Source organism: Burkholderia sp. BCC0322, from assembly GCF_902833045.1.
In the GTDB taxonomy this organism is placed as follows: domain Bacteria; phylum Pseudomonadota; class Gammaproteobacteria; order Burkholderiales; family Burkholderiaceae; genus Burkholderia.
In genome coordinates, this window is the sequence record NZ_CADFDU010000001.1 from 211,624 (window position 1) to 234,392 (window position 22,769).

The window sequence follows — 22,769 nt, forward strand, 5'->3', positions numbered from 1 at the left end:
AGCGCCACCGGATGCTATGCCTTGACCGGCTGGATCAGGCGCGCGCAGGCGCTTGCCTGCGGATCGCCGGCGGGCAGTTTCCCACAGATGCCGTCGAACTGCTTCGCGATCGACCTGACCGATGCATCGTGTGCACCGCTGCCGCGCCAGCGGTTCAGCTGCGTGACGACCTTGGTCAGCGCGCGCAGGTTCGCGCCGTAGAACGCGTCGCGCGTCTTGCCGGCCTGCGCGAGCACGCTCGCGGCGATCCCTTCGATGCGCACCGAATCGTCCGGCGCCAGTTCGACCGCATTCGCGAAATAGCTCGCGCCCCAGCGCAGCTTCGTCGCCGGCCCGCTTGCCGAGTCATATGCCTTGCGGTACCACTCGAGCGCCGCGGCCTTGTCGCCGCGCGCCTTCGCATTCGCGGCCAGCCCGGACATGAAGTAGTACGGCGTGGACGAGCGCGGCAACTCGGCCTTCAGCAACGCATCCGACTCGTCGTACAGCCCTGCGTCGGTCAGCGTGTCCGCGCCTTCGCTGACGAGCGCCTGCCGTTCGTATGCATTCGCGGCGCCCTGCACCGACGTGGCGATCTGTTTGCGCGCGGCGTCGGCCAGTGCCGGCGCGGCCAGCGGTGCCCCCTTGCGTGCATCGCCGCGCGCGAGCAGTACGCGGCCGTGCAGCGCCATCAGCCGGTCGATCGACGACAGCGTCGTGTCGGTCGACAGGCGCTCAAGCGCCGCGTCGTACGCGCCGCGCAATTTCGCGCGCTGCGCGTCGTCCGCGCCGAGGTACGCGACCACGCGCGCGGGTGCCGCAACCAGCACGTCCGAATCGGCGCGCGACAACGCAGGATCCTGCAGCACCGTGCGCAACGAACCGGCAAGCGCCGCCTTGTCGAGCGCGCCGGCCTGCGCCGGATCGTCGGACGCGGCGACCACGGCCGACTTCAGCGCGAAGCGCGCCGATTCGGCCTTCGCACCGGCCGCCCGCGCGCGTTGCGCGAGCGACTGCAGCGTCTCGGCGACGCGATCCGCCGCCACCGGCAGCGCGCCGTCGGTATCCCACGAATAGTCGGCCAGCAGGCGCCATTCGTCCGGCGTCAGCGATGCGCCATTCTTCAGCGCGGTCGCGAGGGTCTGCCGCACCGGGTGCGCGGCCGTCATCCCGAGCGACAGCGCCTGCATGTAGCGATCGAGATCGGCTTCGCCGGGCAGCCGCGTCACTTCGGTGCCGTCGGGACGGAACAGGATCATCGTCGGATAGCCGTGCACCTTGAAGCGCTCACCGAGCTTCTGCGCGCTTTCGGTATCGCCGTCGAGATAGACGGGCACGAAGAACGACGAGCGGGCCTTGAATGCCTGCTGGCTGAAGATCGTCGACTTCACCTGGTTGCACGACGGGCACCACACCGCGCCCCAGTAGAGCAGCAGCGGCTTGCCGGTGCGTTTCGCCAACGCGAAGGCGGCGTCGACATCGCCGTGCTGCCACGCGATGCCGGGCGGCAGGTGCGTGCCATCAGACGATGCGCTCGCCACCGGGGCGCCAGTGGGCGTAGCAGCGGCAAACGCCGCACCCGCGGCGGCGAGCAGGCAGGCGGCAGTCAGATTGCGGAGAGCGGTTTTCATCGAAGCGGGTCCGTTGAAAGAGACGGTTGCGGGAAGGCGCGGCGCGCGAAGCGATGGCTTTGAATTAACAGCCATGAAGCGGTGACGATGAAGCCGGCCGGCGTGCAACGCCGCGCACGATCGTTACGGAAAAGCGCACGCCGGCCGCGGCGACCGGCAAATCGTTCAACGATACGACGGGCACAGCCGGGAGAAAACGAACGAATTCTCGAATGAATATGACGCGCGGCATCGCGGCTGCACGCGCTGTCGGATACGCGTCGGCCGAGCCTTCACTGTCGCGCCTTGATCCGCGCCATGTGATACACGGACGCATGCACGCCGTCGCGCAATGCATAGCCCGGCGATTCACCCTCGATCCGGAAGCCATGCTTCTCGTAGAGCGCGATCGCCGTGCGGTTGTCGGTAAACACGGTCAGCTCGAGACGCGCGATGTTCAGCCAGTTTTCCGCGAGGTCGATCGCGGCCGCGAGCAACCGGCTGCCGACGCCGCGCCCGTGACACGCCGCGTCGACCATCATGCCGAGCCCCGCCGCATGGCGCCGGCGCGGATTCTGTTCGGGATGCAGGCCGAGATGGCCGACCACCGCGCCGTCGATTTCGGCGACGAGGCTCACGCCGTGCTCGCGTGCGCCTTCGAGCCGCTTCTGCCATTTCTCGAGCGACGGAAACGGATGCTGCAACGTATTCGCGTACACCGCGGGATGCGCGGCGATCTGCCGGATCGCGTCGACGTCATGCGTCTCGCTGTGCCGGATCGTGATGTCGGTCATGGGTGGGCCGGTTCCGAAAAGTCGCGCCAGTCGCGCGGACTGCGCACGTGCGCAGCAACGGATCGAGCTTATCCGATTTCACGCATTTGAAACACGGGTGTCATGCGATGCCGTTGCACCCGCAACGACACGCGATCACGCGACGCCACCGCGAACAGGAAAAATCCGACCGATTCCACACACTGCAATCGGTAATTCCCAACCCGCTTCCGGCGCACATTGCTTTCCGATCGATCGTTGCGCACGCAACGTCACGCACGCGACATGCGATGTCATGTCTTCATCACGCCGACGTCACGCCACCTCCCTAGACTGGGCGCCGCCCAACCGGGCATGCGCCGGGCCCGCGCGTGCCGATGTGGGTCGTGTCGCCATGGAGCCGTGGCGGCTGGGTCAACTCGCAGGTGTTCGACCATACGTCGACGCCGCTCTTGCCCGAAAAACGCTTCGGCGTCGCGAAGCCGCAGATCAGCGCGGACCGCCGCGCGGTGTGCGGCGACCTGACGAGCGCGTGTAACTTCCGCTCGCCGAACAACGAACCGCTGCCGACGCTCGCGGGCCATACGACGAAAAACCAGGTGACGCGCTGAGCGCCGCGCAACAGGCCGCGCCGAAGATCGCGCCGCCGGCCGTGCCGTCGCAGCCCGCGCAGGCGACCGGCATGCGCCCGTCGCGCGCTGCCTTACGAACTGCATGCGAGCGCGCGTACCGATGCCGGCAACGGCACGGTCACGCTGAAGTTCGCAAACACGGGACGCGCCGCCGCCGCGTTCCACGTCGATGACACGCTGCAGCTCGACCGCCTGCCGAGGCGCTACGTCGTCGAACCGGGCAAGACACTGCACGGCGATTGGGCCACGGGCGCCGACCATGGCGGTAAATATGACCTGTGGGTGCCGGGCCCGGACGGCTGTCACCGCCGCTTCATCGGCGACCTCAGCCGCCTCGCCGGGACGCGCGCGCCGCATCCGGAAGTGCGCGCCGGCCATGCGGGCGCGAGCGGCAACCTCCATCCGCGGCTGCGCAACCACGGCGGCGGCGCGGTGCGCTTCACCGTGAAGTCGAACCAGGTCTGCAGGCAGCTGTCCGGCGCGCGGCGCACACGATGATCGCGATCACGGCCACGGCAACGAGGACGGCAACAGCCAGGCTCGCGGCCACGATCACGGCACCGGTACCACGTGGACGGTCACGGTGCGCGCCGGCGACCAGGCCGAGCTGCACTGGAAACTCGACTCAACCGGCCACTGGTACGACTTCATCGTCACCGCGAACAGCGACGCAAGTTTCTCGCGCCGCGTCGAAACCGGCCGCCACTCGGTCAGCGACCCGGCGATGGGGCTTGCCGAGCGCTTCCGATGCCGCCGCGGCGACCCGCGTTGCGCCGCGCGTCGCCGCCCGGGCCGGCCCGGCCGCGAACGGCGCTCAGGCGCCGGCCGCGCTTGCGCCCGATCCGGCGCAAACGCCCGCCCCGCGCGGCTCAAACATCAGAAGGATCGATGCTTCAGCCCTCATTTCGCCAAACGAAAATGCTCCGAATTGCAGCCCGTTCGCGTTAAACTGCGTCAAGCTGTATTCAACAACGACATCTTCGCCACGACGGCATCCACGATACGAGGATAGGTTCGATGCGCACTACCGGCTCATCCGGGGCAATGACCCTGCTCACCGAACACGACCCGGCCGACGGCCGCGAATTGCGCTCGCTCCGGCTCGAAGCAACCGGCGACGGCAAGAGCGTGCTGCTGATCGAGATCGACGAACGCAAGCCCGGCATCCACCGCGAAGTCCGCTACGAGATCACGCCGGCCGAACTGATCGCGGCGATCCGCTCGCACGGCGCCGAGCTGCCCGGCGAAAACCACGGCGCAGCGTCGCTCGCCCGCACCTCCTCCTGATTTGATCTCGGACGGTGAGCCGCACGCAGGTCGCCGGCTCACCGACATCCCCCTGCCGCCGTCAGGCGCTTTGCGTTATTCCCGCCGCTGACTTGAAAAAGGCCGATAATCGGCCCATCTGCGTGCCTTCCGCACGCGTTTTCACTTCGGCCAGCCGTCATGCTCCTCCGCGACCTCGTCGCCCAATACGGGCCGCTTCTCGTCTTCGCCAACGTACTCGCGGCAGCCATCGGGCTGCCGGTGCCCGCGATGCCGACGCTCGTGCTGTTCGGCGCGATGTCCGCGATGCATCCGGCGATGATCGGCTCGCAACTGGTCACGGTGGTCGCGCTGTCGGTGCTCGGCGCACTGATCGGCGACACCGTGTGGTATCTCGCCGGCCGGCGCTTCGGCGGCACGACGCTGAAGACGATCTGCCGGCTGTCTCTGTCGCGCGACAGCTGCGTGAAGAAAACCGAACGCTTCTTCGGCCGCTACGGCGTGCGCGTGCTCGCCGTCGCCCGCTTCATTCCGGGGCTGTCGCTCGTGTCGGTGCCGATGGCCGGCGCGTTCGGCACGCGCTATCGCACGTTCGTCGGCTACGATGCGCTCGGCGCCGCGCTGTGGACGATCGTCGGGCTGGTGATCGGGGTGATGTTCTATCGCCAGATCGACTGGCTGTTCGCCGGTGCGGGCCAGCTCGGCCGCGTGGCGCTGCTGGTGGCCGTCGCGGTGCTGGCGGTGTACGCGGCGATCCGCTGGATGCGCCGCCGCGCACTGATCCGCCAGCTCGCGAGCGCGCGGATCGGCGTCGATGAGCTCGACACGATGCTGCGCGATACAGCCGCGCCGGTGGTCCTCGACGTGCGCTCGCCCGAGCACCGCAAGCTCGACCCGTTCACGATTCCCGGCGCGCAGTTCGCGGACGAACGCCAGATCGGCGACATCGTCGCGCGCTATCCGTTCACGCAGAAGTTCGTCGTGTACTGCTCGTGCCCGAACGAGTTCACGGCCGCGTTGATGGCGAAGCGCCTGCTCGACGCCGGCTTCACCGATGCGCTCGCGCTGCGCGGCGGCCTCGATGCATGGCGCGATACCGGCCGCCAGCTCACGTCGCTCGTGGAAGACATGCCCGCTGCGAACGATCCGGTCGCGGGGCTGCACAAGCCGGCCTGATCGTTTCGATCGAAGGCCGGCCGTGCGATGCGGGGGCGCATGCGCCCCCCGCGATCAGAACGCGTGCAGCGGCAGGTTCACGACCAGGCGGTACTCGGTGTTCGTCGCGTCCGAGTAGTGTGCCGAACCGGCGTGCCACATTGCGATGAACGTGACCTTCGTGTCCTTCAGCTTGCCGCTCTGGAACGTGTACGACGGGATGAAGCCGAACTCGTGGTGACGGCCCTGCACCGGCGCGCCGTTGCTCCAGTAGATGCTCGACTTGCTCGGGTCGTTCGCCGCGCCCGCGCTGCCGTCCGCACCCCAGCCCGTGACGCCCCAGACCATCGCCTTGAAACCCGGCAGGCCCGCTTCCTTGCCGTAGAACGTGTAACGCAGCTGCAGCGACTTTTCGTGCGGCGCGTTGTAGTCGACGTCCATCGAGTTGGTCAGGAAGATGCCGTTCGTTTCGTTCAGGTAGTCGAAGAACTGGTCGCCGAGCACCTGCTGGAAGCCGAGCAGCAGCTCGTGCGGGCCGTGCTGCGCGGCCAGCGACAGGCTGTACGCGTTGTTGTTGATCTTGCCTTGCAGCGCATCGCCCGTGTCGTGCGTCGAGTAGACGTTGCCGAAGCCCGTCCACTTGATCGTCTGCGGGCTGCCGATGCTGTGCTTCACCGACGCGTAGTACTGGTGCCACACGTCGTCAGCCTGGTTCGCGTACAGCGCGATTTCGCCGTTCGGCGAGTAATCCCACGTGCCGCCGACGTACGACAGGCGGTTGATGCGTGTGCCGCCGTATTGCGTCGTCAGGTTGGTGAGCGTCGTGTGACCGCGCGCGTCGGTCTTCGTGAAGCTGCCGGCCTCGAGCATCACGTTCTTGAATTCATTGCTGACGAGGGTCGCGCCGAGGAACGTCGGCGGCAGCGCGCGGTTGTCGTGCTGCTCCATGAACGGGTTGTCGACGGCCTGCAGACCGTACTTGACCACCGTGTTCGAAATGCGCGCCTTCACGTCGTAGATGCCGGGATAGGCCCATGCGAGCTGGTTGCCGCCACCGCCGCCCTTCGCGATGTGCACCATGCTGCCGGCGCCCTGGCCGCCGTCGAGTTTCAGCGCCGCATACAGCGATGCGTCGAAACCGATACCGATCAGGCCCGTCGTATAGCCCGACTCGAAGTTCGCCATCGCGCCCTGGACCCACGCGTGGCGATGCGGGCCGCCCTTGGCGTCGAGCACGTCCGCATAGTTGCGGAACAGGAAGTCGAGATGGCTGTCGGCAATGAAGCCCTTCGACTTCGACTGGGCCGACGGCTCATCGGGCGGCGTAACGGCCTGGGTTGCTTCGGCGTTGATAACGGCGTTCGGGGTGGTTGCCTGCGCAACGGTCGTGCCCGGTGCGGCCTGTGCGACCGTCAGCGGTGCGGGGGCCGCGTCGTCGGCGTGCGCGACGCCGGTCAGCGAAACACCGGCGAGTGCCGGCAACCCCCACGCAAGCAGCATTTTCGATGCCGTCCCGATCGTCTTCTGTTTTTTCATCGTCATTCTCGTCTTGTGTTGATATCGTCCACGCCGGTTGCGATCCGCGCCCGGCCCCCCGGCGCGCCCGGTTAAGGACGCGCCTGTACCCGCGGCGCGAAGATCGTTCGCGCCGCACCTACCCCTGTTGACCTGCCTTGGTTATGTTTGCTGCGTCACTTCAGCTCACGCCACACCCGCGCGGATGCACGCGACACGCGCGGCCGACCCCTGCCGAACCTCCGGCAGCGGCACGTCCTGCGCGCACGCTTCGATCGCGACCGGGCAGCGCGTGCGGAACGCGCAGCCGGACGGCGGGTTGAGCGGCGAGGGCATCTCGCCCGCCAGCAGCATCGGACGGCGAGCACGCTCGCGCGCCGGCTCCGGCGTCGGCGCCGCATCGAGCAGCGCCTTCGTGTACGGGTGCTGCGGCACGCCGTACACGTCATGCCGCGTGCCGAACTCCATCACGCGGCCGAGATACATCACGAGCACACGCTGGCTGATGGCCTTCACCACCGCCAGATCGTGCGCAACGAACAGATAGGACAACGACAGTTCGCGTTGAAGGTCGCGCAGCAGGTTCACGATCTGCGCCTGGATCGACACGTCGAGCGCCGATACGGGTTCGTCGCAGATCACGAGCTTCGGCTCGCCGATCAGCGCGCGTGCGATGCCGACGCGCTGGCACTGGCCGCCCGAGAATTCGTGCGGATACCGCAGCAGGTGATGCGCGTTCAGGCCGACGCGTTCGAGCATCGCGACCACGCGGCGGCGCACTTCGGTGCGGCCGAGGCCGGCCTGGTGCGTGACGAGCGGCTCGGCGACGACCTGCTCGATCGTCATGCGCGGATCGAGCGACGCGAGCGGATCCTGGAAGATCATCTGCACTTCGCGCCGCATCGCGTTGCCGCGCAGGTGATCGGGCTCGACGGTTTCGCCGCGCCATTTCACGGTGCCGGCCGTCATCGGCACGAGCCCGATCAGCGCGCGCGCAAGCGTCGACTTCCCGCAGCCCGATTCGCCGACGAGCCCGACCGTCTCGCCGCGCTTCACGTCGAACGACACGCCGTCGACCGCGCGCAGCGTGCCTTTCGGCGACCACGGATAGCCGCCGAGCGGCACACGGAAATGCACTTTCAGACCATCGACGGACAGCAGCGTGTCGTCCGTCGCGCCGGCTTGGCGGCGTTCATCGACGCTCATCGCAGACCTCCCGTCAGATCGGCCACCGGGCGGTGGCACGCGCGCACCGCGCCCGTGGCGCCATAGGTTTCGAGCACTGGGCGCGCGGAGCCGCAGCGTTCTTCCGCATACGTGCAGCGCTTCGCGAACGCGCAGCCGGCCGGCGCGGTGCCGGGCATCGGCGGATTGCCGGGAATCGCGACGAGCGGCGCATCGTCCGCGTCGGTCAGGCGCGGCAGCGCGTTGAGCAGGCCGATCGTGTACGGATGCGACGGCGCCGCGAAGATCGAATCGGCCGGCGCGTATTCGACCGTGCGGCCCGCATACATGACCATCACGTCGTCCGCGAGGCCGGCGACCACGCCCATGTCGTGCGTGATCAGCACGATCGCGGTGCCGCGCTCGCGGTTCAGCTCGCGCAGCAGGTCGATGATCTGCGCCTGCACGGTCACGTCGAGCGCGGTGGTCGGCTCGTCGGCAATCAGGATTTCCGGCTCGGACAGCAGCGCCATCGCGATCATCACGCGCTGGCGCATGCCGCCCGAGAACTCGTGCGGATACATGCGGATGCGCCGCGCCGCGTCGGGGATGCGCACCGATTCGAGCGCCTCGATCGCGCGCTTCGTGGCTTCCCTGCGCGACAGCTTGCGATGCAGCTGCAGCGTCTCGGTCATCTGCCGCTCGATCGTCAGGAACGGATTGAGCGACGTCATCGGATCCTGGAAGATCATCGCGATCCGGTCGCCGCGTACCTTGTTCAGCGCGCGCGTATCCATCTCGAGCAGGTTGTCGCCGCGATAGCGCGCAACGCCCGTCGTCGTGCCGTTGCCGGCCAGCAGGCCGAGCAGCGCCATCACGGTCTGGCTCTTGCCCGAGCCCGATTCGCCGACGATGCCGAGCGTCTTGCCGGCTTCGAGCGAGAACGACACGCCGCTCACGGCGTCGACCGGCGGTGCGTCCTTGCGCGTGAAGCGCACGCCGAGGTTGTCTACTTCCAGCAGTGCAGCCATTTCAGCGATCCTTCGGGTCGAGCGCGTCACGCAGGCCATCGCCGACGAAGTTCACGCAGTAGAGCGTCACGCACAGCATGACGGCCGGAGCCAGCAGCAGCCACGGCATCGATTCCAGTTTCTGCGCGCCGTCCTGGATCAGCACGCCCCAGCTCGTCATCGGCTCCTGCACGCCAAGGCCGAGGAACGACAGCACCGATTCGGTCAGCACGATGCCCGGCACCGAAACAGTTGCATATACAACGACCACGCCGAGCAGGTTCGGCACGATGTGACGCAGCACGATCGACGTCGGCGTCACGCCGATCGCGCGCGCCGCATCGACGAACTCGCGGCTGCGCAGCGACAGCGTCTGGCCGCGCACGACACGCGCCATGTCGATCCACGAGAACGCGCTGATGGTCAGCACGACCAGCATGAACGAGCGGCCGAACAGGGTCATCATCAGGATCGCGATCAGCAGGTACGGGATCGCATACATCATGTCGACGATACGCATCATCACGGAGTCGACTCGGCCGCCCGCGAAGCCCGCGGTGGCGCCCCATGCGACGCCGAACAGGCCCGACACGAGCGTGCCGAGCACGCCGACCTCGATCGACACGCGGCCGCCGATCAGCGTACGCACCAGCAGGTCGCGGCCGAGCTCGTCGGTGCCGAGCCAGTGCTGGTTCGCCCAGGTCGGCGGCAGGCTGATCGAGCCCCAATCGCTCGCGGCGGGGTCGGCCGCGAGCAGCCACGGGCCGACAAAGCATGCGAGCGTGATCAGCGCGAGCAGCACGAGGCTGAACACGGCCGCACGGTTGTGAAGGAAGCGCGCCATCGCAAGCGCGAGCGGCGAGCGCGAACGCGGCGGCGAGTCGGTCTGCACGGGCAGGCCGACGACAGGAGTAGTCGGAGTCATCGCTGTGCCTCGCTCAATAACGGATGCGCGGATCGAGCCACGCGTACGCGAGGTCGACCAGCAGGTTGAACAGCACCGCGCAGACGGTCGTCAGCACGACGAGGCCGAGCACCAGCGTGTAGTCGCGGTTGATGGCGCCGTTCACGACGAGCTGCCCGAGCCCCGGCAGCGCGAACACCGATTCGGTGACGACGGCCGCCGTGATCGACGAGATGCAGACCGTGCCGAACAGCGATACGACCGGCATCAGCGCGGGCTTCAGCGCGTGGCGCAGCACGATCGTCGAGCCCGGCAGGCCCTTCGCGCGCGCGGTGCGGATGTAATTGCTCGACAGCGTCTCGATCATCGAGCCGCGCATCACGCGGGCGAGCAGCGACATGTTGATGAAGGTCAGCAGCACGATCGGCAGCAGCCGGTATTGCCAGCCGCCGTCACCCCAGCCGCCCGCCGGCAGCCAGCCGTTGCCGGCCGAGGTCTTCAGCAGGATCGCGAAGATCCACACGAGCACCGGGCCGAGCACGAACGGCGGCACGACGTTGCCGACGTTGCCGATCAGCATCACGACGCGGTCGATGAAGCTGTCGCGGCGCACGGCCGCGACGGTGCCGAGCAGCACGCCGAACCCGATCGAGATCGGGATCGACACGCCGCCTACGCCGAGGCTCACCGGCAGCGCCTTGCGCACGAGATCGTTCACGGACCAGTCGACATAGCGGAACGACGGACCGAGATCGCCGTGCAGCAGCGCGTCGAGATACAGCAGGTACTGCTTCCACAGCGGCTGGTCGAGGTGGTACTTCGCGTTCAGGTTCGCGAGCGTTGCCGCGGAAAGCTGCTTCTCCGTATCGAACGGGCCGCCGGGCGTGAAGTGCAGCAGCAGGTAGCAGACGGTGACGACCGCGAGGATCGTCGGCACCGCCCACAACGTGCGTCTCAGTGCGTAGGCCAGCATGATTGCTCCGCTCAGTGCTTGATCAGGTACATGTCCTGCGAAGCACGCATGTCGATCACGTTCTTCAGCGAGTAGCCGCCCACATAGGGCTTCACGAGGCGGTCTGCCGAGTACTGGAACAGCGGCACCATCGGCGTGTCGTTCAGCGCGAGGTCGTGTGCCTGCGTGAGCAGCGCGGCACGCGCCTTGTCGTCGAGCTTCTGGTTGCCTTCGTCGACGAGCGCATCGGCCTGCTTGTTGCAGTAGCCGACGGTGTTCTGCGCGCTGCCGCAACGCAGCAGGTCGAAGAACGTCATCGCGTCGTTGTAGTCGGCGAACCAGCCGTCGCGCGCGATCTGCACCTTGCCGTCATGCCGCTCCTTCATCAGCACCTTGAACTCGACGTTCTCGAGCTTGGTGTTGATGCCGAGCTTCGTGCGCCATTCCGACGCGGCGAACAACGCAACCTTCTTGTGCAGGTCGTTGGTGTTGTAGGTCAGCGTAAACGACAGCGGCTTCGCATCCGAGTAGCCGGCCTGCTTCAGCAGGTTCTTCGCGTAGTCGACGCGCTTGGCCATCGGCCACGACGCCCAGTCCGGCGTGAACGGCTGCACGCCCTTCGTGCCGTTCGGCATCAGCCCGTACATCGGCTTTTCGCCGGCCTGCGTGAGCTTCGAGGTCAGCACGTCGCGATCGAGCACCATCGACAGCGCCTGGCGCACGCGCTTGTCCTTCAGCGCCGGATCGTTGTTGTTCAGGTAGTAGTAGTACGTCGCGAGCTGCAGGCCCTGGCGCAGTTCGCCGCCGAACTGCTTGCTGACCTGCTGGAAGATCCCCGACGGAATCGAGTAGCTGTAGTCGATCTGGCCGGCCTGGTACATGCGCATCGCGGTCTCGTCGCTTTCGATCGGCAGGTACGTGACCTTGTTGATCACGACCTTCGGCGCGTTCCAGTACTTCGCGTCCTTCGAGATCACGATACGGTTGTTCGGCTGCCAGTCGACCAGCTGGAACGGGCCGTTGCTGACGATGTTCCCCGGGCGCGTCCACGCGTCGCCGAGCTTCGTCACCGTGTCCTTGTTCACCGGGGCGAGCGGCACCATCGCGGTCAGCTCCGGGAAGAACGCGACCGGCACGTCGGTCGTCACCTCGAGCGTGTACGGGTCGATCGCACGCACGCCGAGCGTCGACGGCGCGGCCTTGCCGGCGATGATGTCCTTCGAGTTCTTCACGAACTCGACGAGGATCGTGTATTTCGAGCCCGTCTTCGGATCGACGAGGCGCTGCCACGCATAGACGAAATCGGCGGCCGTCACCGGCTGGCCGTTGCTCCACTTCGCGTCGTGGCGAAGCTTGAAGATCCACGTCTGCGGCGTCTTTCGCTCCCACGAGAGCGCGACGCCCGGCACGACCTGGCCGGCCGCATCGATGCGGGCCAGCCCTTCGAACAGGTCGAGGCCGATCGTGTTGCCGGTCCATGACTCGATGTGCGCGGGGTCGAGCGACTCGACTTCGGCGGGCACCTGTCGCGTCAGGTCCTGTTGAGGAGCGAGCACGACGTTCGACGGAACGGTAACGGCGTGGGCGGCAGGCGTCAGGGCGAGCGCGGCCAGCACGGCCGACATGGCATGCAAGGATTTCATCGTGGCAGTCTTGAGAAGGGTTGTTCGGTGAGCGTCGCGCGGCGGATGCCGCGGATTACGCTTGAGACGCTGACGGGCGCAGCGATTGAGGAGGCCCGTGATTCTCGTATTGCATATTAGTATTCCTTACGTTTCTTTCGACAGGCATTCCGTCTTCGAAACGAAGGAATACCTGTGCGTTAGAACAGCCTTGGCGTACCCACCCAGACCACCACCGACTCGATCTTCGCGGTGTTGACCCAGCTATGCGGGACCGTCGACTGATAATGCGAGCTGTCACCGGCCTGCAGGACGAATGTCTTGCCTTCCAGCGTCAGCGACACTTCCCCTTCAATCACATACAGGAACTCCTCTCCTGCATGTGTCGTCACCTCAGACCGCTTCTGCCCCGGCGGCATCCTCACGAGGATCGCCTCCAGCTGGCGCCCTTCGGATACGTTCGTCAGCCTCGCGAACAGGTTCGCCGAATCGGCAAACCCGAAGAAGCGCAACTGCTCGCCGCGGCAAACCGAGCGTTCCTCGCTCGGCGTATCCACAAAGTACTGCACCGTCACACCGAGCGCGTGCGCGATACCGGCCAACGATGTCAGCGACGGCGACGCGAGCCCGCGTTCGACTTGAGACAGAAACGGCTTCGAAATCCCCGCGGCGGTAGCGGTGTCGTCGAGCGTGCGCTTGAGTCGTTGGCGCAACGCGCGAATCTTGCTGCCCAGAGCGGCGGGAGCGTCTGCCGACCGCGAGTTTTCAGTGGGGGGAACCATAGCAGGCCGAAAAGTAGTCGTCAAAAAATGTTTGATGGAAAATAACTAAGTTAGAACGATATAGCTTAGTCTTCGGGTTCGCCCACGTCTTCGGTGTTGAGCCCGGTGCACTAAACGGGACACGAAGCGAGCGAAATGACGCGCTATCTTGCCAGACTCGCCGGCTTCACAGGCAAGCTGCAAGCGGCTCTCCGGGAATCTTCGGAGGGCCGGCACGAAAGCTTACAAATAGATGATGAGACGAATGTTCCTGAAAGCTGCTGCCGCATTGGGAGTTTCCCTAAGTGGCAGATACGTGACGCACCGGACCGGCAGCCGTTACCATGCGCGCGCCGGTCGGGGCCCCTCCCCGCCACACCAGGCGGAGTCAGACCCCGGCCCGGGCTAACCGCCCGACTGTTCCATCGCCAGCACGAAGCCTACCCGGCCCATTGTGCACCGGCGCCAGTTCGACCCCTAGACGACGCGCGATCCGTGCCGTCCGTTTCAAACGAGATTGATGATGCAACCACCTGTTTCACAAACCCGATCGTTCACGACGGTCTTCCTCATCGAAATGTGGGAGCGCTTCGGCTACTACGGCATGGCCGCGCTCCTGGTCCTCTTCATGGTCGACCGGCTCGGTTTCACCGACAGCCATGCGAACCTGACCTGGGGCGCGTTCACCGCACTCGTCTATGCGGCGCCGTCGATCGGCGGCTGGATCGGCGACAAGGTGCTCGGCGCCCGCCGCACGATGATCATCGGCGCGGCCGTGCTGTGCACCGGCTACCTGATGCTGTCGGTACCGAACGATCAGCTGACGTACATGTACGCGTCGCTCGGCGTGATCGTCGTCGGCAACGGCCTGTTCAAGGCCAACGCGGCCAACCTCGTGCGCCGCATCTATGAAGGCGACGACGCGCGCATCGACAGCGCGTTCACGATCTACTACATGGCAGTCAACATCGGCTCGACGGTGTCGATGCTCGCGACGCCGTGGATCAAGGATCACTGGGGCTGGCACACCGCGTTCGCCGTCTGCTGCGGCGGCATGCTGCTCGCGATCCTCAACTTCATGCTGATGCATCGCACGCTCGCGCACGTCGGCTCGCTGCCGGACGAGCAGCCGATCCGCTGGAAGCGCCTCGGCGCGGTCGCGCTGGGCGGCGTCGGGCTCGCGCTGATCACGCTGTACGTGCTGCAGCACAAGCAGCTCGCGGTCGCCAGCGTGTGGACGGCAGCATTCGCGATCCTCGCGATCTTCGCATACATGATCGCGAAGTCGGAGCGCTCGGAGCGCGCGGGCCTGATCGCGGCACTCGTGCTGATCGGCCAGGTGATCCTGTTCTTCATCTTCTACGTGCAGATGTCGACGTCGCTGACGCTGTTCGCGCTGCGCAACGTCGATCCGCGCTTCATGCTGTTCGGCACGACGCTGTTCACGTGGAGCGCCGCGCAGTTCCAGGCGCTGAACCCGATCTGGATCATGCTGCTGAGCCCGGTGCTCGTGTGGGTCTACAACGCCGTCGCGAAGGGCGGCCGTGACCTGCCGGTCGCCGCGAAATACGCGCTCGGCTTCGGCGCAGTGGCTGCGGGCTACCTGGTGTTCACGATCAGCGGCCGCTACGCGGTCGACGGCCGCGTGTCGTCGTGGTTCATGGTGTGGGGCTACGGCCTCTACTCGCTCGGCGAACTGCTGGTGAGCGGCCTCGGCCTCGCGATGATCGCCCGCTACGTGCCGGCGCGCATGAGCGGCTTCATGATGGGTGCGTACTTCGTCGCGACGGGTGTGTCGCAGTACCTGGGCAGCGTCGTCGCGAACTTCGCGCAGATGCCGTCGCACGAACTGCCGGCCACCGAATCGCTGCCGCTGTACCTGTCGCTGTTCGAGAAGCTCGGCTGGCTCGCCGCGATCGGCATGCTGCTCGCGCTGCTGCTTCTGCCGCTGATGAACCGCCTGTCGCGTCAGCACCAGCGTTGTGCAGAAGAGCGCCGCGAAGAAGCGCTGCAGGCGCAGGGCGTCGCCGCGGCTCAGTAAGGACTATCCCTCGGCGTGCTGCGTGCACGCCACATTCTCCCGCCGGTTGCGCGATTGCGTCCTACACTGGTTGCAAGCAGTGCATCCGCCGCGATGCGCACTGGCGGGAGAAGACCATGAAAAGCAAGACCACGAGGATACTGAGGATACTGTCGGACATCCGGTACGCGCAGCGATGCACCGCACTGCGCGCCGCCCGGGCGGCAGCCGAAGCCGACGCAGTACTCGCGGAACAAGACGATCCGGCGCCCGACGAACGCGACGACGCCGAATCCGACGACGCCACCGCCGTTCCCCGCTCCCGTATCGGCTCACCTCACTGACGCCGCGCGGCACACTCCGTGCCGCACGCGCCGCCTCCCGCGCCGCTCATGCGGCCGCGCTGCGCCACCGCGCGATCCACGTACCCGAACCGGCCACGGCCATCATCAGCCCGAGCGCGCACGCGTCGGCCGCGAGGCCCACGCCGACATGCCGCAGATCGGCGCTCCGCACGACCGGATGCAACAGCGAATCGATGACGAGCGAGATCGCCGCGCCCGCGACGAAGCAGATCAGCCCGCGCTGGCCCACGGCCACGACGGGCCGCACGCCCTGCGCGATCCGCGCGATCCAGCCGAAACGCACGCAGTCGGCCATCAGCCACGCGATGGCCGCGAAGCTCACGACGCGCGGCAGCGCGAGGTCGCGCTTGAACACGCCTTCCGGCAGCGGCAGCCCCGAGAACAGCTTGTAGCTCGCGCAGCCGAGCACGACCGCGCACGCGAGCCCGGTCGCAGCTGCCCCCCAGCGCCCGAGCGCGATGCGCCGGTAGAACGGCTGGCAGCGCGCGAGCACCCCGGCGACGAACATCAGTTGCCATGCGAACGGATTGAAACTCCAGCGGAACCCGTCGGTATCCAGCAGCTCGGGGCCGAGCCAGCCCGCCGCCAGCCAAGAAGCAACGCTGAGCGCAACCAGCAGCCACGGATGCCGGCGCGCGAACGGCACGAGCACCGGCGACGCGAGCGCGAACAGCACATACATCGGCAGCACCGACGCGAGATAGGGCTGGCGCTGGAACGTCAGCAGCTCGGCGAGGCCCGTGAGCGGCGAGGCGAGCATCACGCTGACGTCGTCGAGCGCGAGGTTCGGCGCATCGATCCCGTAGTGGTCGAGCACGGCCGACACGACGAGCATCAGCGTCGAGGTCGCGAGAAACGCGCGGTAGATCTGCATCGCGCGGCGCACGAACCGCTTTTGCGCCGCGCGGGCGCCGTGTCGCTCGGCAATCGCGCCATAGGCGCTCGCGGTCGCGAAGCCGCCGAGAAAGACGAAGACCTCGGCCGCATCGCACAGCGCGAATGCGTGCAGCGTGACGCGCGACAGCACGCTTGCGCCGATGTGATCGACGACGATCATCAACAGCACGAGCCCGCGGAAGAAATCGACTTCAATCAGGCGGCCGCTGCGCGACGGCTGAACCGTGGCGGGCAGCCCGCTCAACGACATGAGCGCACCTGCACGACAACGGTGCGGCACGCACCGGAAAATGAATCGGGGAGAAGGCGGCGAGCGTGATCGGCGGCGATACGCAGATGCCCGCATCGCGCCAGCCCGGCCGGCCGGGCACGGAGATGACCGTTCATCGAAAGGCTGCATACGAAGGGGGTCGGTGAGGCCAGTCTAGTGGCCGATCCGGGCAGACCCTAAGTAACAAAGTGCAACCGAATCTTCTGTTCGATTACGGGCGCGAGCCTTGTGGGGCAAAGCAGGCGGCGTTGCCAGACTCGCGTCAGCGCGACGCCAGTTTGCGGCCAGCATCGATGGATTCGACCGCTGCGGCGGCGTGGTTTTGCGATGCCCGACGCGGCACGTGGCACGCGGCAGCGGCATCGCGATCAACGTTTATCTGCGCGCCGGCAGGCGCCGCATCAGCATGGCGCTATGCCACGCGGTCAGCGCAACGGCGACCCAGATCGGCCCATACGTCGCGAGCTTCGCGACGCTCAGCGTTTCGCCGAGCAGCAGCAGCGACACCACGACGAGCAGCACCGGTTCGACGTAGCCGAGAATACCGAACAGCGCCATCGGCAACATCCGGCTCGCCTTCAGGTAGCTCGCAAGCGCGAGCGTGCTGAGCACGCCGAGGCCCGGCAGCAGCGCAGCCCACAGCACCGGGTGGCCCGCGACGCGCGTCTCGCTCGTCACGACCATCGCGAACGCGATCGGGCAGAGCAGCGCGATCTCGATCGCGAACGCGGCGAGCGAATCGGCGTTGATCCTCCGGCGCAGCACGAAATACGGCGGATAGCCGAGCGCGACGACGAGCGTCGGCCACGCGAACGCGCGCGTCGCCCACACTTCGTGCGCGACGCCGAGCGCGGCACACGCGACCGCCGCCCATTGCAGCGGATCGAGCCGTTCGTGATAGTAGAAGCGGCCGACGAGCACCATCGTCAGCGGCAGCAGGAAATAGCCGAGCGACACTTCGAGCATGCGGCCGTGCAGCGGCGCCCACAGGAACAGCCACAACTGCACGCCGAGCAGCGCGGCGCTCACGGGCAGCGCAAGCAGCAGACGCCAGTCGCGCACGCTGCGCCGAAGGAGGTCGACGAGCGCGGGCAAGCGGTCGCGCAGCGCGATCAGCGCGAGCGCGCCCGGTGCGGTCCACAACACGCGCCACGCGAAGATGTCGAGCCCGGTGAGCGGCGCGAGCAGTTTCGCGTAGGCGGACATCAGCGCGAACAGCATCGACGCCGTCACCGACAGCATGAGGCCGCGCCCGGCCTCCGGATACCCCGTCATGATCGTTCCGCGCCGCTTACTGCTGCTGGAAGCGCTCGAAGCGTCGTTCGGTCCGGCGCTCCTCGAACGTCACTTCGGTCACGCGCGCGGCCGGCGGCCCGTGGCGCAGCCACGCGAGCATCCGGTCGATCTGCGCGCCGGGGCCCTGGATCATCGCCTCGACGGTACCGTCCTCGAGATTCGCGACCCAGCCGCGCAGCTTCAGCGCATGCGCCTCGCGCACCGTCGCATGACGGAAGCCGACGCCCTGCACGACGCCGCGCACCCGCACGTAGTAGGTCTCGATCCGTTCGTCCAGTTCATTGCGGCTCATCGCGTCGCCCTCCCGTTGCATTCAAGCCCGGCATTGTAGTCGCGTCGGCCGCTTCGCACACGGGCCGGAGCCTGTTCGCCGCGGTCACGGCCTCGCGTCGCCGCGCGCGCCGACCACGTACAATCTCGCCCGTGCTCAACCGCCGCGCCGCTCGCGCGCGGCCCTGAAGGAAACGCATGACTGATACCTCCCGCGATCTCGTTCTCGTCACCGGCGCGTCCGGTTTCGTCGGCTCGGCCGTCGCACGCATTGCGCAGCAGAAAGGCTATGCGGTGCGCGTGCTCGTGCGCCCGACCAGCCCGCGCACGAACGTGGCGGACCTCGACGCCGAGATCGTCACCGGCGACATGCGCGACGAGGCGTCGATGCGCGCCGCGCTGCGCGGCGTGCGCTACCTGCTGCACGTGGCGGCCGACTACCGGCTGTGGGCGCCCGATCCCGACGAGATCGAGCGTGCGAACCTCGAGGGCGCGGTCGCGACGATGCGCGCGGCGCGCGCCGAAGGCGTCGAGCGGATCGTCTACACGAGCAGCGTCGCGACGCTGAAGGTGACGAGCGCGGGCGACCCGTCCGACGAAAACCGGCCGCTCACGGCCGAGCAGGCGATCGGTGTCTACAAGCGCAGCAAGGTGCTCGCGGAACGCGCGGTCGAGCGGATGATCGCCGACGAAGGGCTGCCGGCCGTGATCGTCAATCCGTCGACGCCGATCGGCCCGCGCGACGTGAAGCCGACGCCGACCGGCCGCATCATCGTCGAGGCCGCGCTCGGCAAGATTCCCGCGTTCGTCGACACGGGGCTGAACCTCGTGCACGTCGACGACGTCGCGCACGGCCACTTCCTCGCGCTCGAGCGCGGCCGGATCGGCGAGCGCTACATCCTCGGCGGCGAGAACCTGCCGCTGCAGCAGATGCTCGCGGACATCGCGCAGATGACGGGCCGCAAGGCGCCGACGATCGCGCTGCCGCGCTGGCCGCTGTACCCGCTCGCGGTCGGCGCCGAAGCGGTCGCGAAATTCACGAAGAAGGAGCCGTTCGTCACCGTGGACGGGCTGCGGATGTCGAAGAACAAGATGTATTTCACGTCCGCGAAGGCCGAGCGCGAACTCGGCTACCGTGCGCGCCCGTACCGCGAAGGGCTGCGCGATGCGCTCGACTGGTTCGGCGCCGCAGGCTACCTGAAGTAACACAAAGCGGCGCGCTTCCCGCCGCTTTGCGCACTTTGTTACACGTCCCGCGCGGCCCGCTACCGGCGCAGCGGGTAAAATCGCGGGTCTTACGCAGAGAAGACACGCATGAACCTGAACGATCAGATCGATTCGCTCAACGCGGGCGTCGATCAGCTCCTCCACGATCACCACGCCGCGCAGCAGGCGGCCCGCAGCGCGGAAGCCTTCGCGCGCGCCGCGGCAGCCGAAGCCCAGGCCGCCGCGCAACGTCACGCCGCCGCGGAAGCCGAAGCGCGGGCCGCCGCAGAACGCCACACGGCGGCAGCCGCCGAGGCCGAAGCCGCGCAACAGCGCCACGCGGAAGCCACCGCCGCCGCCGAAGCCGCCGTCCACCGTCATACGGATGCCGCCGCGCAGGCCGAAGCCGCCGCGCAGCGCCATACGGAAGCCACCGCACTGACCGAAGCGCTCGCGCAACGTCACGCGGATGCCGAAGCCGCATCGCAACGACACGCAGCGGCGATCGCCGAAGCCGAAGCCGCCGCGCAGCGCCATCACGCCGCCGCGACCGAAGCCGATGCGGCCGCGCAGCGCCATGCGGCCGCGACCGCCGAAGCCGAGGCCGCCGCGAAGCGTCACGCGCAAGCGACTGCCGAAGCCGAAGCCGCCGCGCAGCGCCACACGGCTGCGATCGCCGACGCCGAAGCCGCTGCGCAACGCCACAAGGCTGCGATCGCGGAAGCCGAAGCGCTCGCGCAGCAGCACATGCAGGCGATCGCGGAAACGCAGGCCGCCGCGCAGCGTCATGCCGACGCGACCGCCGAGGCCGAAGCCGTCACGCAACGCCATGCCGAAGCGATCGCGCAGGCCGAGGCGGCCGCGCAGCGCCACGCCGACGCCACCGCGCAGGCCGAGGCCGTCGCGCAGCGTCATACCGAGGCGATCGCACAAGCCGAAGCGGCTGCGCAGCACCACGCGAAGGCCGTCGCCGACGCCGAGGCGCTGGTCGAGGCCGTCGTCAAGGAAGCCGCGACCCACGCGGTCGCCGCCCCGGCCGTGGCGGCCGAAGTCGTCGAACCTGCACCGGCCGACGCGCCGGCCGCGGATCCGGCCGTGATCGCGCCGGCTACGGCCGAAACGGTGGATTCGACGGCCGATGCCGAAACGGCCATCGTCGCGACGGCGCAAGCCGACACGCCGGTTGAAGCCAAAGCCGACGCGGCCACCCCGGCCCCGACCGACAAATCGACGCTGCACGTGGCGCGTCCGTCGCAGAACGAACTCACGCTGACCATCAACGGCGAATCGATCACGCTGCATCCGGAGCAACTGGGCCAGCTGATCGAGGAACTCGCGCATGCGCGCGCGTCGATGCAGCCGGAGCCGCCGCCCGGCATCCCGGCCGGATGGCGCTTCGTGACGACGAAGAATCCGATGATGGCCGTGCAGAAGCAGACGAACGGCGACCGCCTGCTGGTGGCCCGCCACACGGGCTACGGCTGGGTGCCGTTCACGTTCTCGCCGGACGTCGTGGTCCAGATGTACATGATGCTGACGCAGCGCTAGGCACCGGCAGGCCGCACCGCCGAAAACGAAACAGCCCGACCGGTTTCCACCGATCGGGCTGTTTGCTTTCCGGCTGGCGGGTGGCACGCCTCCCGGGCAACGCTCAGCGATCCACCGGCGCCTGCACGCGCGCCTTCCACTGGCCGCCCTTGCCGCGCCAGTAACGCCACGCGGACGCGAACGTCGCACCGACGTAGAACAGCGCGACGAGCGGCAGCGCCGGCGCCCACAGCGGCGAGCGCCGGTAGTAGCGCAGCATCGGCGCATATGCGGCGCACATCGACGCCCACGCGAGCCACGCGGGCCATGCTCGCGCGCCGTACGCGAGCGCGGCTGCGGGCGGCACGAGATAGATGATCGTCATCCCGAGCAGCGTGCCGGCCAGCAGCAGCGGCGAATAGTGCAACTGCGTGAACGCCGTGCGCGCGATCATGTTCCAGATGTCGCGCCAGCTGTCGTACGGGCGCAGCGATACGCTGCGGTCGGCCAGGTCGAGCCGGATCGGATGGCGGCCTTCGCCGCGATGCTTGATCTGCGCGGCGAGGCTGCAGTCGTCGATCAGCGCGCCGCGGATCGACTCGATCCCGCCCGCTTCCTCGAGCGCCGTGCGCTTGACGAGCATGCAGCCGCCCGCGGCGCCGGCCGTCCGGTTGCGCGGATTGTTGATCCACGAGAACGGGTAGAGCTTCGCGAAGAAGAACACGAACGCCGGGATCAGCGCCTTTTCCCAGAACGAATCGCAGCGCAGCCGCACCATCAGCGAGACGAGATCGCGGTGCTCGGCCTGCGCGCGCGTGACGAGTTGCGCGACCGCGTCGGGCGGGTGGCCGATGTCGGCATCCGTCAGCAACAGGTAGTCGGCCGCCAGGCCGAGCGTCTGCACCGCGGCGATCCCCTGCGACTGCGCCCACACCTTGCCCGACCAGCCGGCCGGCAGCGGCTTCGCGGCCAGCACCGTCAGCCGGTCGGCGCGGTTGATCGCGAGCGCGGCCGCCCGGGCCGCGTCGGCGGTACCGTCGTCGCTGTGGTCATCGACAATGATCAGATGAAAATCGCCCGGGTAATCCTGCTCGAGCAGCGAAGTCGCCGCCCGGGCGATCACGTCGGCCTCGTTGCGTGCCGGCACGACCGCGACGACGGCCGGCCAGCCGGCCTCGGCCGCCGCGCCGCGCGCCTCGGGCGGCAGCGGCCGCGCGGGCACCGCGCGCCAGAAGCCGCCGCGCGCGACGAGCAGCACGATCCAGATCATCAGCGACAGGCCGGACGCCAGAAAAGCGAGAACCAGCATCATCGGCACGCCTCCTGTCGGGCGCCGGCATCGGCACAATCAATCAGGGTCAGGAACAAAACGCCCGAAACCGCACGGGCGGCCGGGCAATACGCGTAAGAATCGACGGTCATCGAATGGCCTTGAAATGAGCGCGACGCCAGGCAGCCGGAGCGGCTGCCCGCGAAACCGCATAGTTTACTGGGTTCCGCGCGCGCCAGCGCCGACGCGGCTCTCCCGCAAATGCAACACGCCAGATACAGCACCGAAGCAAGGACTTGCCGAT

Annotated in this window: 19 protein-coding genes and 1 pseudogene; 7 read left to right on the plus strand and 13 right to left on the minus strand. The window is 67.7% G+C overall.

Going from position 1 to position 22,769, the window contains the following annotated elements:
* Positions 1-14 precede the first annotated feature (14 nt).
* Together HWX39_RS00990 and HWX39_RS00995 are read right to left on the minus strand one after the other, a co-directional pair.
* Entirely contained in the window at positions 15-1,610 is a 1,596-nt protein-coding gene (locus HWX39_RS00990) for a thioredoxin family protein (protein ID WP_175965160.1), read from the minus strand.
* Positions 1,611-1,882: 272 nt separating this feature from the next.
* Positions 1,883-2,383 (minus strand): GNAT family N-acetyltransferase, encoded by a 501-nt coding sequence (locus HWX39_RS00995; RefSeq protein ID WP_175965161.1) that lies wholly within the window; start codon positions 2,381-2,383, stop codon positions 1,883-1,885.
* Between the two features lie 320 nt (positions 2,384-2,703).
* On the opposite strand from HWX39_RS00995, the pseudogene HWX39_RS01000 reads away from it, so the two are divergent.
* The 3 genes and pseudogenes from HWX39_RS01000 to HWX39_RS01010 all read left to right on the plus strand — a co-directional run.
* A pseudogene (locus HWX39_RS01000) lies at positions 2,704-3,739 on the plus strand (phospholipase domain-containing protein); the annotation flags it as partial.
* Between the two features lie 272 nt (positions 3,740-4,011).
* Positions 4,012-4,281 (plus strand): hypothetical protein, encoded by a 270-nt coding sequence (locus tag HWX39_RS01005; RefSeq protein ID WP_011353737.1) that lies wholly within the window; start codon positions 4,012-4,014, stop codon positions 4,279-4,281.
* 159 nt (positions 4,282-4,440) lie between these two features.
* On the plus strand, positions 4,441-5,436 hold the full coding sequence (locus tag HWX39_RS01010) for a DedA family protein/thiosulfate sulfurtransferase GlpE (RefSeq protein ID WP_175965162.1): 996 nt from the start codon (positions 4,441-4,443) through the stop codon (positions 5,434-5,436).
* A gap of 54 nt (positions 5,437-5,490) precedes the next feature.
* On the opposite strand, the gene HWX39_RS01015 is transcribed toward HWX39_RS01010, so the two are convergent.
* The 7 genes from HWX39_RS01015 to HWX39_RS01045 form a co-directional block, all read right to left on the minus strand.
* Positions 5,491-6,951, minus strand: a complete 1,461-nt coding sequence (locus tag HWX39_RS01015) for an OprD family porin (protein ID WP_175965163.1) — start codon at positions 6,949-6,951, stop codon at positions 5,491-5,493.
* 165 nt (positions 6,952-7,116) lie between these two features.
* On the minus strand, positions 7,117-8,136 hold the full coding sequence (locus HWX39_RS01020; protein WP_175965164.1) for an oligopeptide/dipeptide ABC transporter ATP-binding protein: 1,020 nt from the start codon (positions 8,134-8,136) through the stop codon (positions 7,117-7,119).
* A complete protein-coding gene (locus HWX39_RS01025; protein WP_175965165.1) occupies positions 8,133-9,125 on the minus strand; it encodes an ABC transporter ATP-binding protein in 993 nt (330 codons plus the stop codon). Before HWX39_RS01025 ends, HWX39_RS01020 begins: the two co-directional genes overlap by 4 nt.
* A gap of 1 nt (position 9,126) precedes the next feature.
* Positions 9,127-10,029: an ABC transporter permease subunit gene (locus HWX39_RS01030; RefSeq protein WP_175965166.1), complete on the minus strand. Its 903-nt coding sequence runs from the start codon at positions 10,027-10,029 to the stop codon at positions 9,127-9,129.
* A 13-nt stretch (positions 10,030-10,042) separates the two neighbouring features.
* Entirely contained in the window at positions 10,043-10,981 is a 939-nt protein-coding gene (locus HWX39_RS01035) for an ABC transporter permease subunit (protein ID WP_175965167.1), read from the minus strand.
* Positions 10,982-10,992: 11 nt separating this feature from the next.
* Entirely contained in the window at positions 10,993-12,603 is a 1,611-nt protein-coding gene (locus HWX39_RS01040) for a peptide ABC transporter substrate-binding protein (protein WP_175965168.1), read from the minus strand.
* A 179-nt stretch (positions 12,604-12,782) separates the two neighbouring features.
* Entirely contained in the window at positions 12,783-13,364 is a 582-nt protein-coding gene (locus tag HWX39_RS01045) for a cupin domain-containing protein (RefSeq protein ID WP_175952685.1), read from the minus strand.
* Between the two features lie 499 nt (positions 13,365-13,863).
* Here HWX39_RS01045 and HWX39_RS01050 point away from each other — a divergent pair, with 499 nt between their 5' ends.
* Positions 13,864-15,384: an oligopeptide:H+ symporter gene (locus HWX39_RS01050; RefSeq protein ID WP_175965169.1), complete on the plus strand. Its 1,521-nt coding sequence runs from the start codon at positions 13,864-13,866 to the stop codon at positions 15,382-15,384.
* Positions 15,385-15,500: 116 nt separating this feature from the next.
* The gene (locus HWX39_RS01055) at positions 15,501-15,707 is read left to right on the plus strand and encodes a hypothetical protein (RefSeq protein WP_175965170.1); all 207 of its coding nucleotides are present in this window, start codon (positions 15,501-15,503) and stop codon (positions 15,705-15,707) included.
* A gap of 46 nt (positions 15,708-15,753) precedes the next feature.
* Here the strand turns inward: HWX39_RS01055 and HWX39_RS01060 are convergent, their stop codons facing one another.
* From HWX39_RS01060 to HWX39_RS01070, 3 genes are all read right to left on the minus strand, one after another.
* The gene (locus HWX39_RS01060) at positions 15,754-16,875 is read right to left on the minus strand and encodes an OpgC domain-containing protein (protein WP_175965171.1); all 1,122 of its coding nucleotides are present in this window, start codon (positions 16,873-16,875) and stop codon (positions 15,754-15,756) included.
* 396 nt (positions 16,876-17,271) lie between these two features.
* Positions 17,272-18,171: an EamA family transporter RarD gene (gene rarD / locus HWX39_RS01065; protein WP_175965172.1), complete on the minus strand. Its 900-nt coding sequence runs from the start codon at positions 18,169-18,171 to the stop codon at positions 17,272-17,274.
* Positions 18,172-18,187: 16 nt separating this feature from the next.
* The gene (locus HWX39_RS01070) at positions 18,188-18,484 is read right to left on the minus strand and encodes an acylphosphatase (protein ID WP_027781702.1); all 297 of its coding nucleotides are present in this window, start codon (positions 18,482-18,484) and stop codon (positions 18,188-18,190) included.
* A 176-nt stretch (positions 18,485-18,660) separates the two neighbouring features.
* Here HWX39_RS01070 and hpnA point away from each other — a divergent pair, with 176 nt between their 5' ends.
* Both hpnA and HWX39_RS01080 read left to right on the plus strand, forming a co-directional pair.
* Entirely contained in the window at positions 18,661-19,668 is a 1,008-nt protein-coding gene (gene hpnA, locus HWX39_RS01075) for a hopanoid-associated sugar epimerase (protein ID WP_059780150.1), read from the plus strand.
* A 108-nt stretch (positions 19,669-19,776) separates the two neighbouring features.
* The gene (locus tag HWX39_RS01080) at positions 19,777-21,216 is read left to right on the plus strand and encodes a phage tail protein (protein WP_175965173.1); all 1,440 of its coding nucleotides are present in this window, start codon (positions 19,777-19,779) and stop codon (positions 21,214-21,216) included.
* Between the two features lie 103 nt (positions 21,217-21,319).
* Here the strand turns inward: HWX39_RS01080 and HWX39_RS01085 are convergent, their stop codons facing one another.
* Positions 21,320-22,507: a glycosyltransferase gene (locus HWX39_RS01085; protein ID WP_175965174.1), complete on the minus strand. Its 1,188-nt coding sequence runs from the start codon at positions 22,505-22,507 to the stop codon at positions 21,320-21,322.
* Between the last annotated feature and the right edge of the window lie 262 nt (positions 22,508-22,769).

Bases quoted from the DNA above. Each gene is read 5' to 3' on its own strand.
- HWX39_RS01060 (WP_175965171.1), bottom strand. From the start codon at position 16,875: ATGTCGTTGAGCGGGCTGCCCGCCACGGTTCAGCCGTCGCGCAGCGGC.
- hpnA (WP_059780150.1), top strand. From the start codon at position 18,661: ATGACTGATACCTCCCGCGATCTCGTTCTCGTCACCGGCGCGTCCGGT.
- rarD (WP_175965172.1), bottom strand. From the start codon at position 18,171: ATGACGGGGTATCCGGAGGCCGGGCGCGGCCTCATGCTGTCGGTGACG.
- HWX39_RS00990 (WP_175965160.1), bottom strand. From the start codon at position 1,610: ATGAAAACCGCTCTCCGCAATCTGACTGCCGCCTGCCTGCTCGCCGCC.
- HWX39_RS01045 (WP_175952685.1), bottom strand. From the start codon at position 13,364: ATGGTTCCCCCCACTGAAAACTCGCGGTCGGCAGACGCTCCCGCCGCT.
- HWX39_RS01015 (WP_175965163.1), bottom strand. From the start codon at position 6,951: ATGAAAAAACAGAAGACGATCGGGACGGCATCGAAAATGCTGCTTGCG.
- HWX39_RS01070 (WP_027781702.1), bottom strand. From the start codon at position 18,484: ATGAGCCGCAATGAACTGGACGAACGGATCGAGACCTACTACGTGCGG.
- HWX39_RS00995 (WP_175965161.1), bottom strand. From the start codon at position 2,383: ATGACCGACATCACGATCCGGCACAGCGAGACGCATGACGTCGACGCG.
- HWX39_RS01080 (WP_175965173.1), top strand. From the start codon at position 19,777: ATGAACCTGAACGATCAGATCGATTCGCTCAACGCGGGCGTCGATCAG.
- HWX39_RS01005 (WP_011353737.1), top strand. From the start codon at position 4,012: ATGCGCACTACCGGCTCATCCGGGGCAATGACCCTGCTCACCGAACAC.
- HWX39_RS01025 (WP_175965165.1), bottom strand. From the start codon at position 9,125: ATGGCTGCACTGCTGGAAGTAGACAACCTCGGCGTGCGCTTCACGCGC.
- HWX39_RS01055 (WP_175965170.1), top strand. From the start codon at position 15,501: ATGAAAAGCAAGACCACGAGGATACTGAGGATACTGTCGGACATCCGG.
- HWX39_RS01050 (WP_175965169.1), top strand. From the start codon at position 13,864: ATGATGCAACCACCTGTTTCACAAACCCGATCGTTCACGACGGTCTTC.
- HWX39_RS01035 (WP_175965167.1), bottom strand. From the start codon at position 10,981: ATGCTGGCCTACGCACTGAGACGCACGTTGTGGGCGGTGCCGACGATC.
- HWX39_RS01085 (WP_175965174.1), bottom strand. From the start codon at position 22,507: ATGATGCTGGTTCTCGCTTTTCTGGCGTCCGGCCTGTCGCTGATGATC.
- HWX39_RS01040 (WP_175965168.1), bottom strand. From the start codon at position 12,603: ATGAAATCCTTGCATGCCATGTCGGCCGTGCTGGCCGCGCTCGCCCTG.
- HWX39_RS01020 (WP_175965164.1), bottom strand. From the start codon at position 8,136: ATGAGCGTCGATGAACGCCGCCAAGCCGGCGCGACGGACGACACGCTG.
- HWX39_RS01030 (WP_175965166.1), bottom strand. From the start codon at position 10,029: ATGACTCCGACTACTCCTGTCGTCGGCCTGCCCGTGCAGACCGACTCG.
- HWX39_RS01010 (WP_175965162.1), top strand. From the start codon at position 4,441: ATGCTCCTCCGCGACCTCGTCGCCCAATACGGGCCGCTTCTCGTCTTC.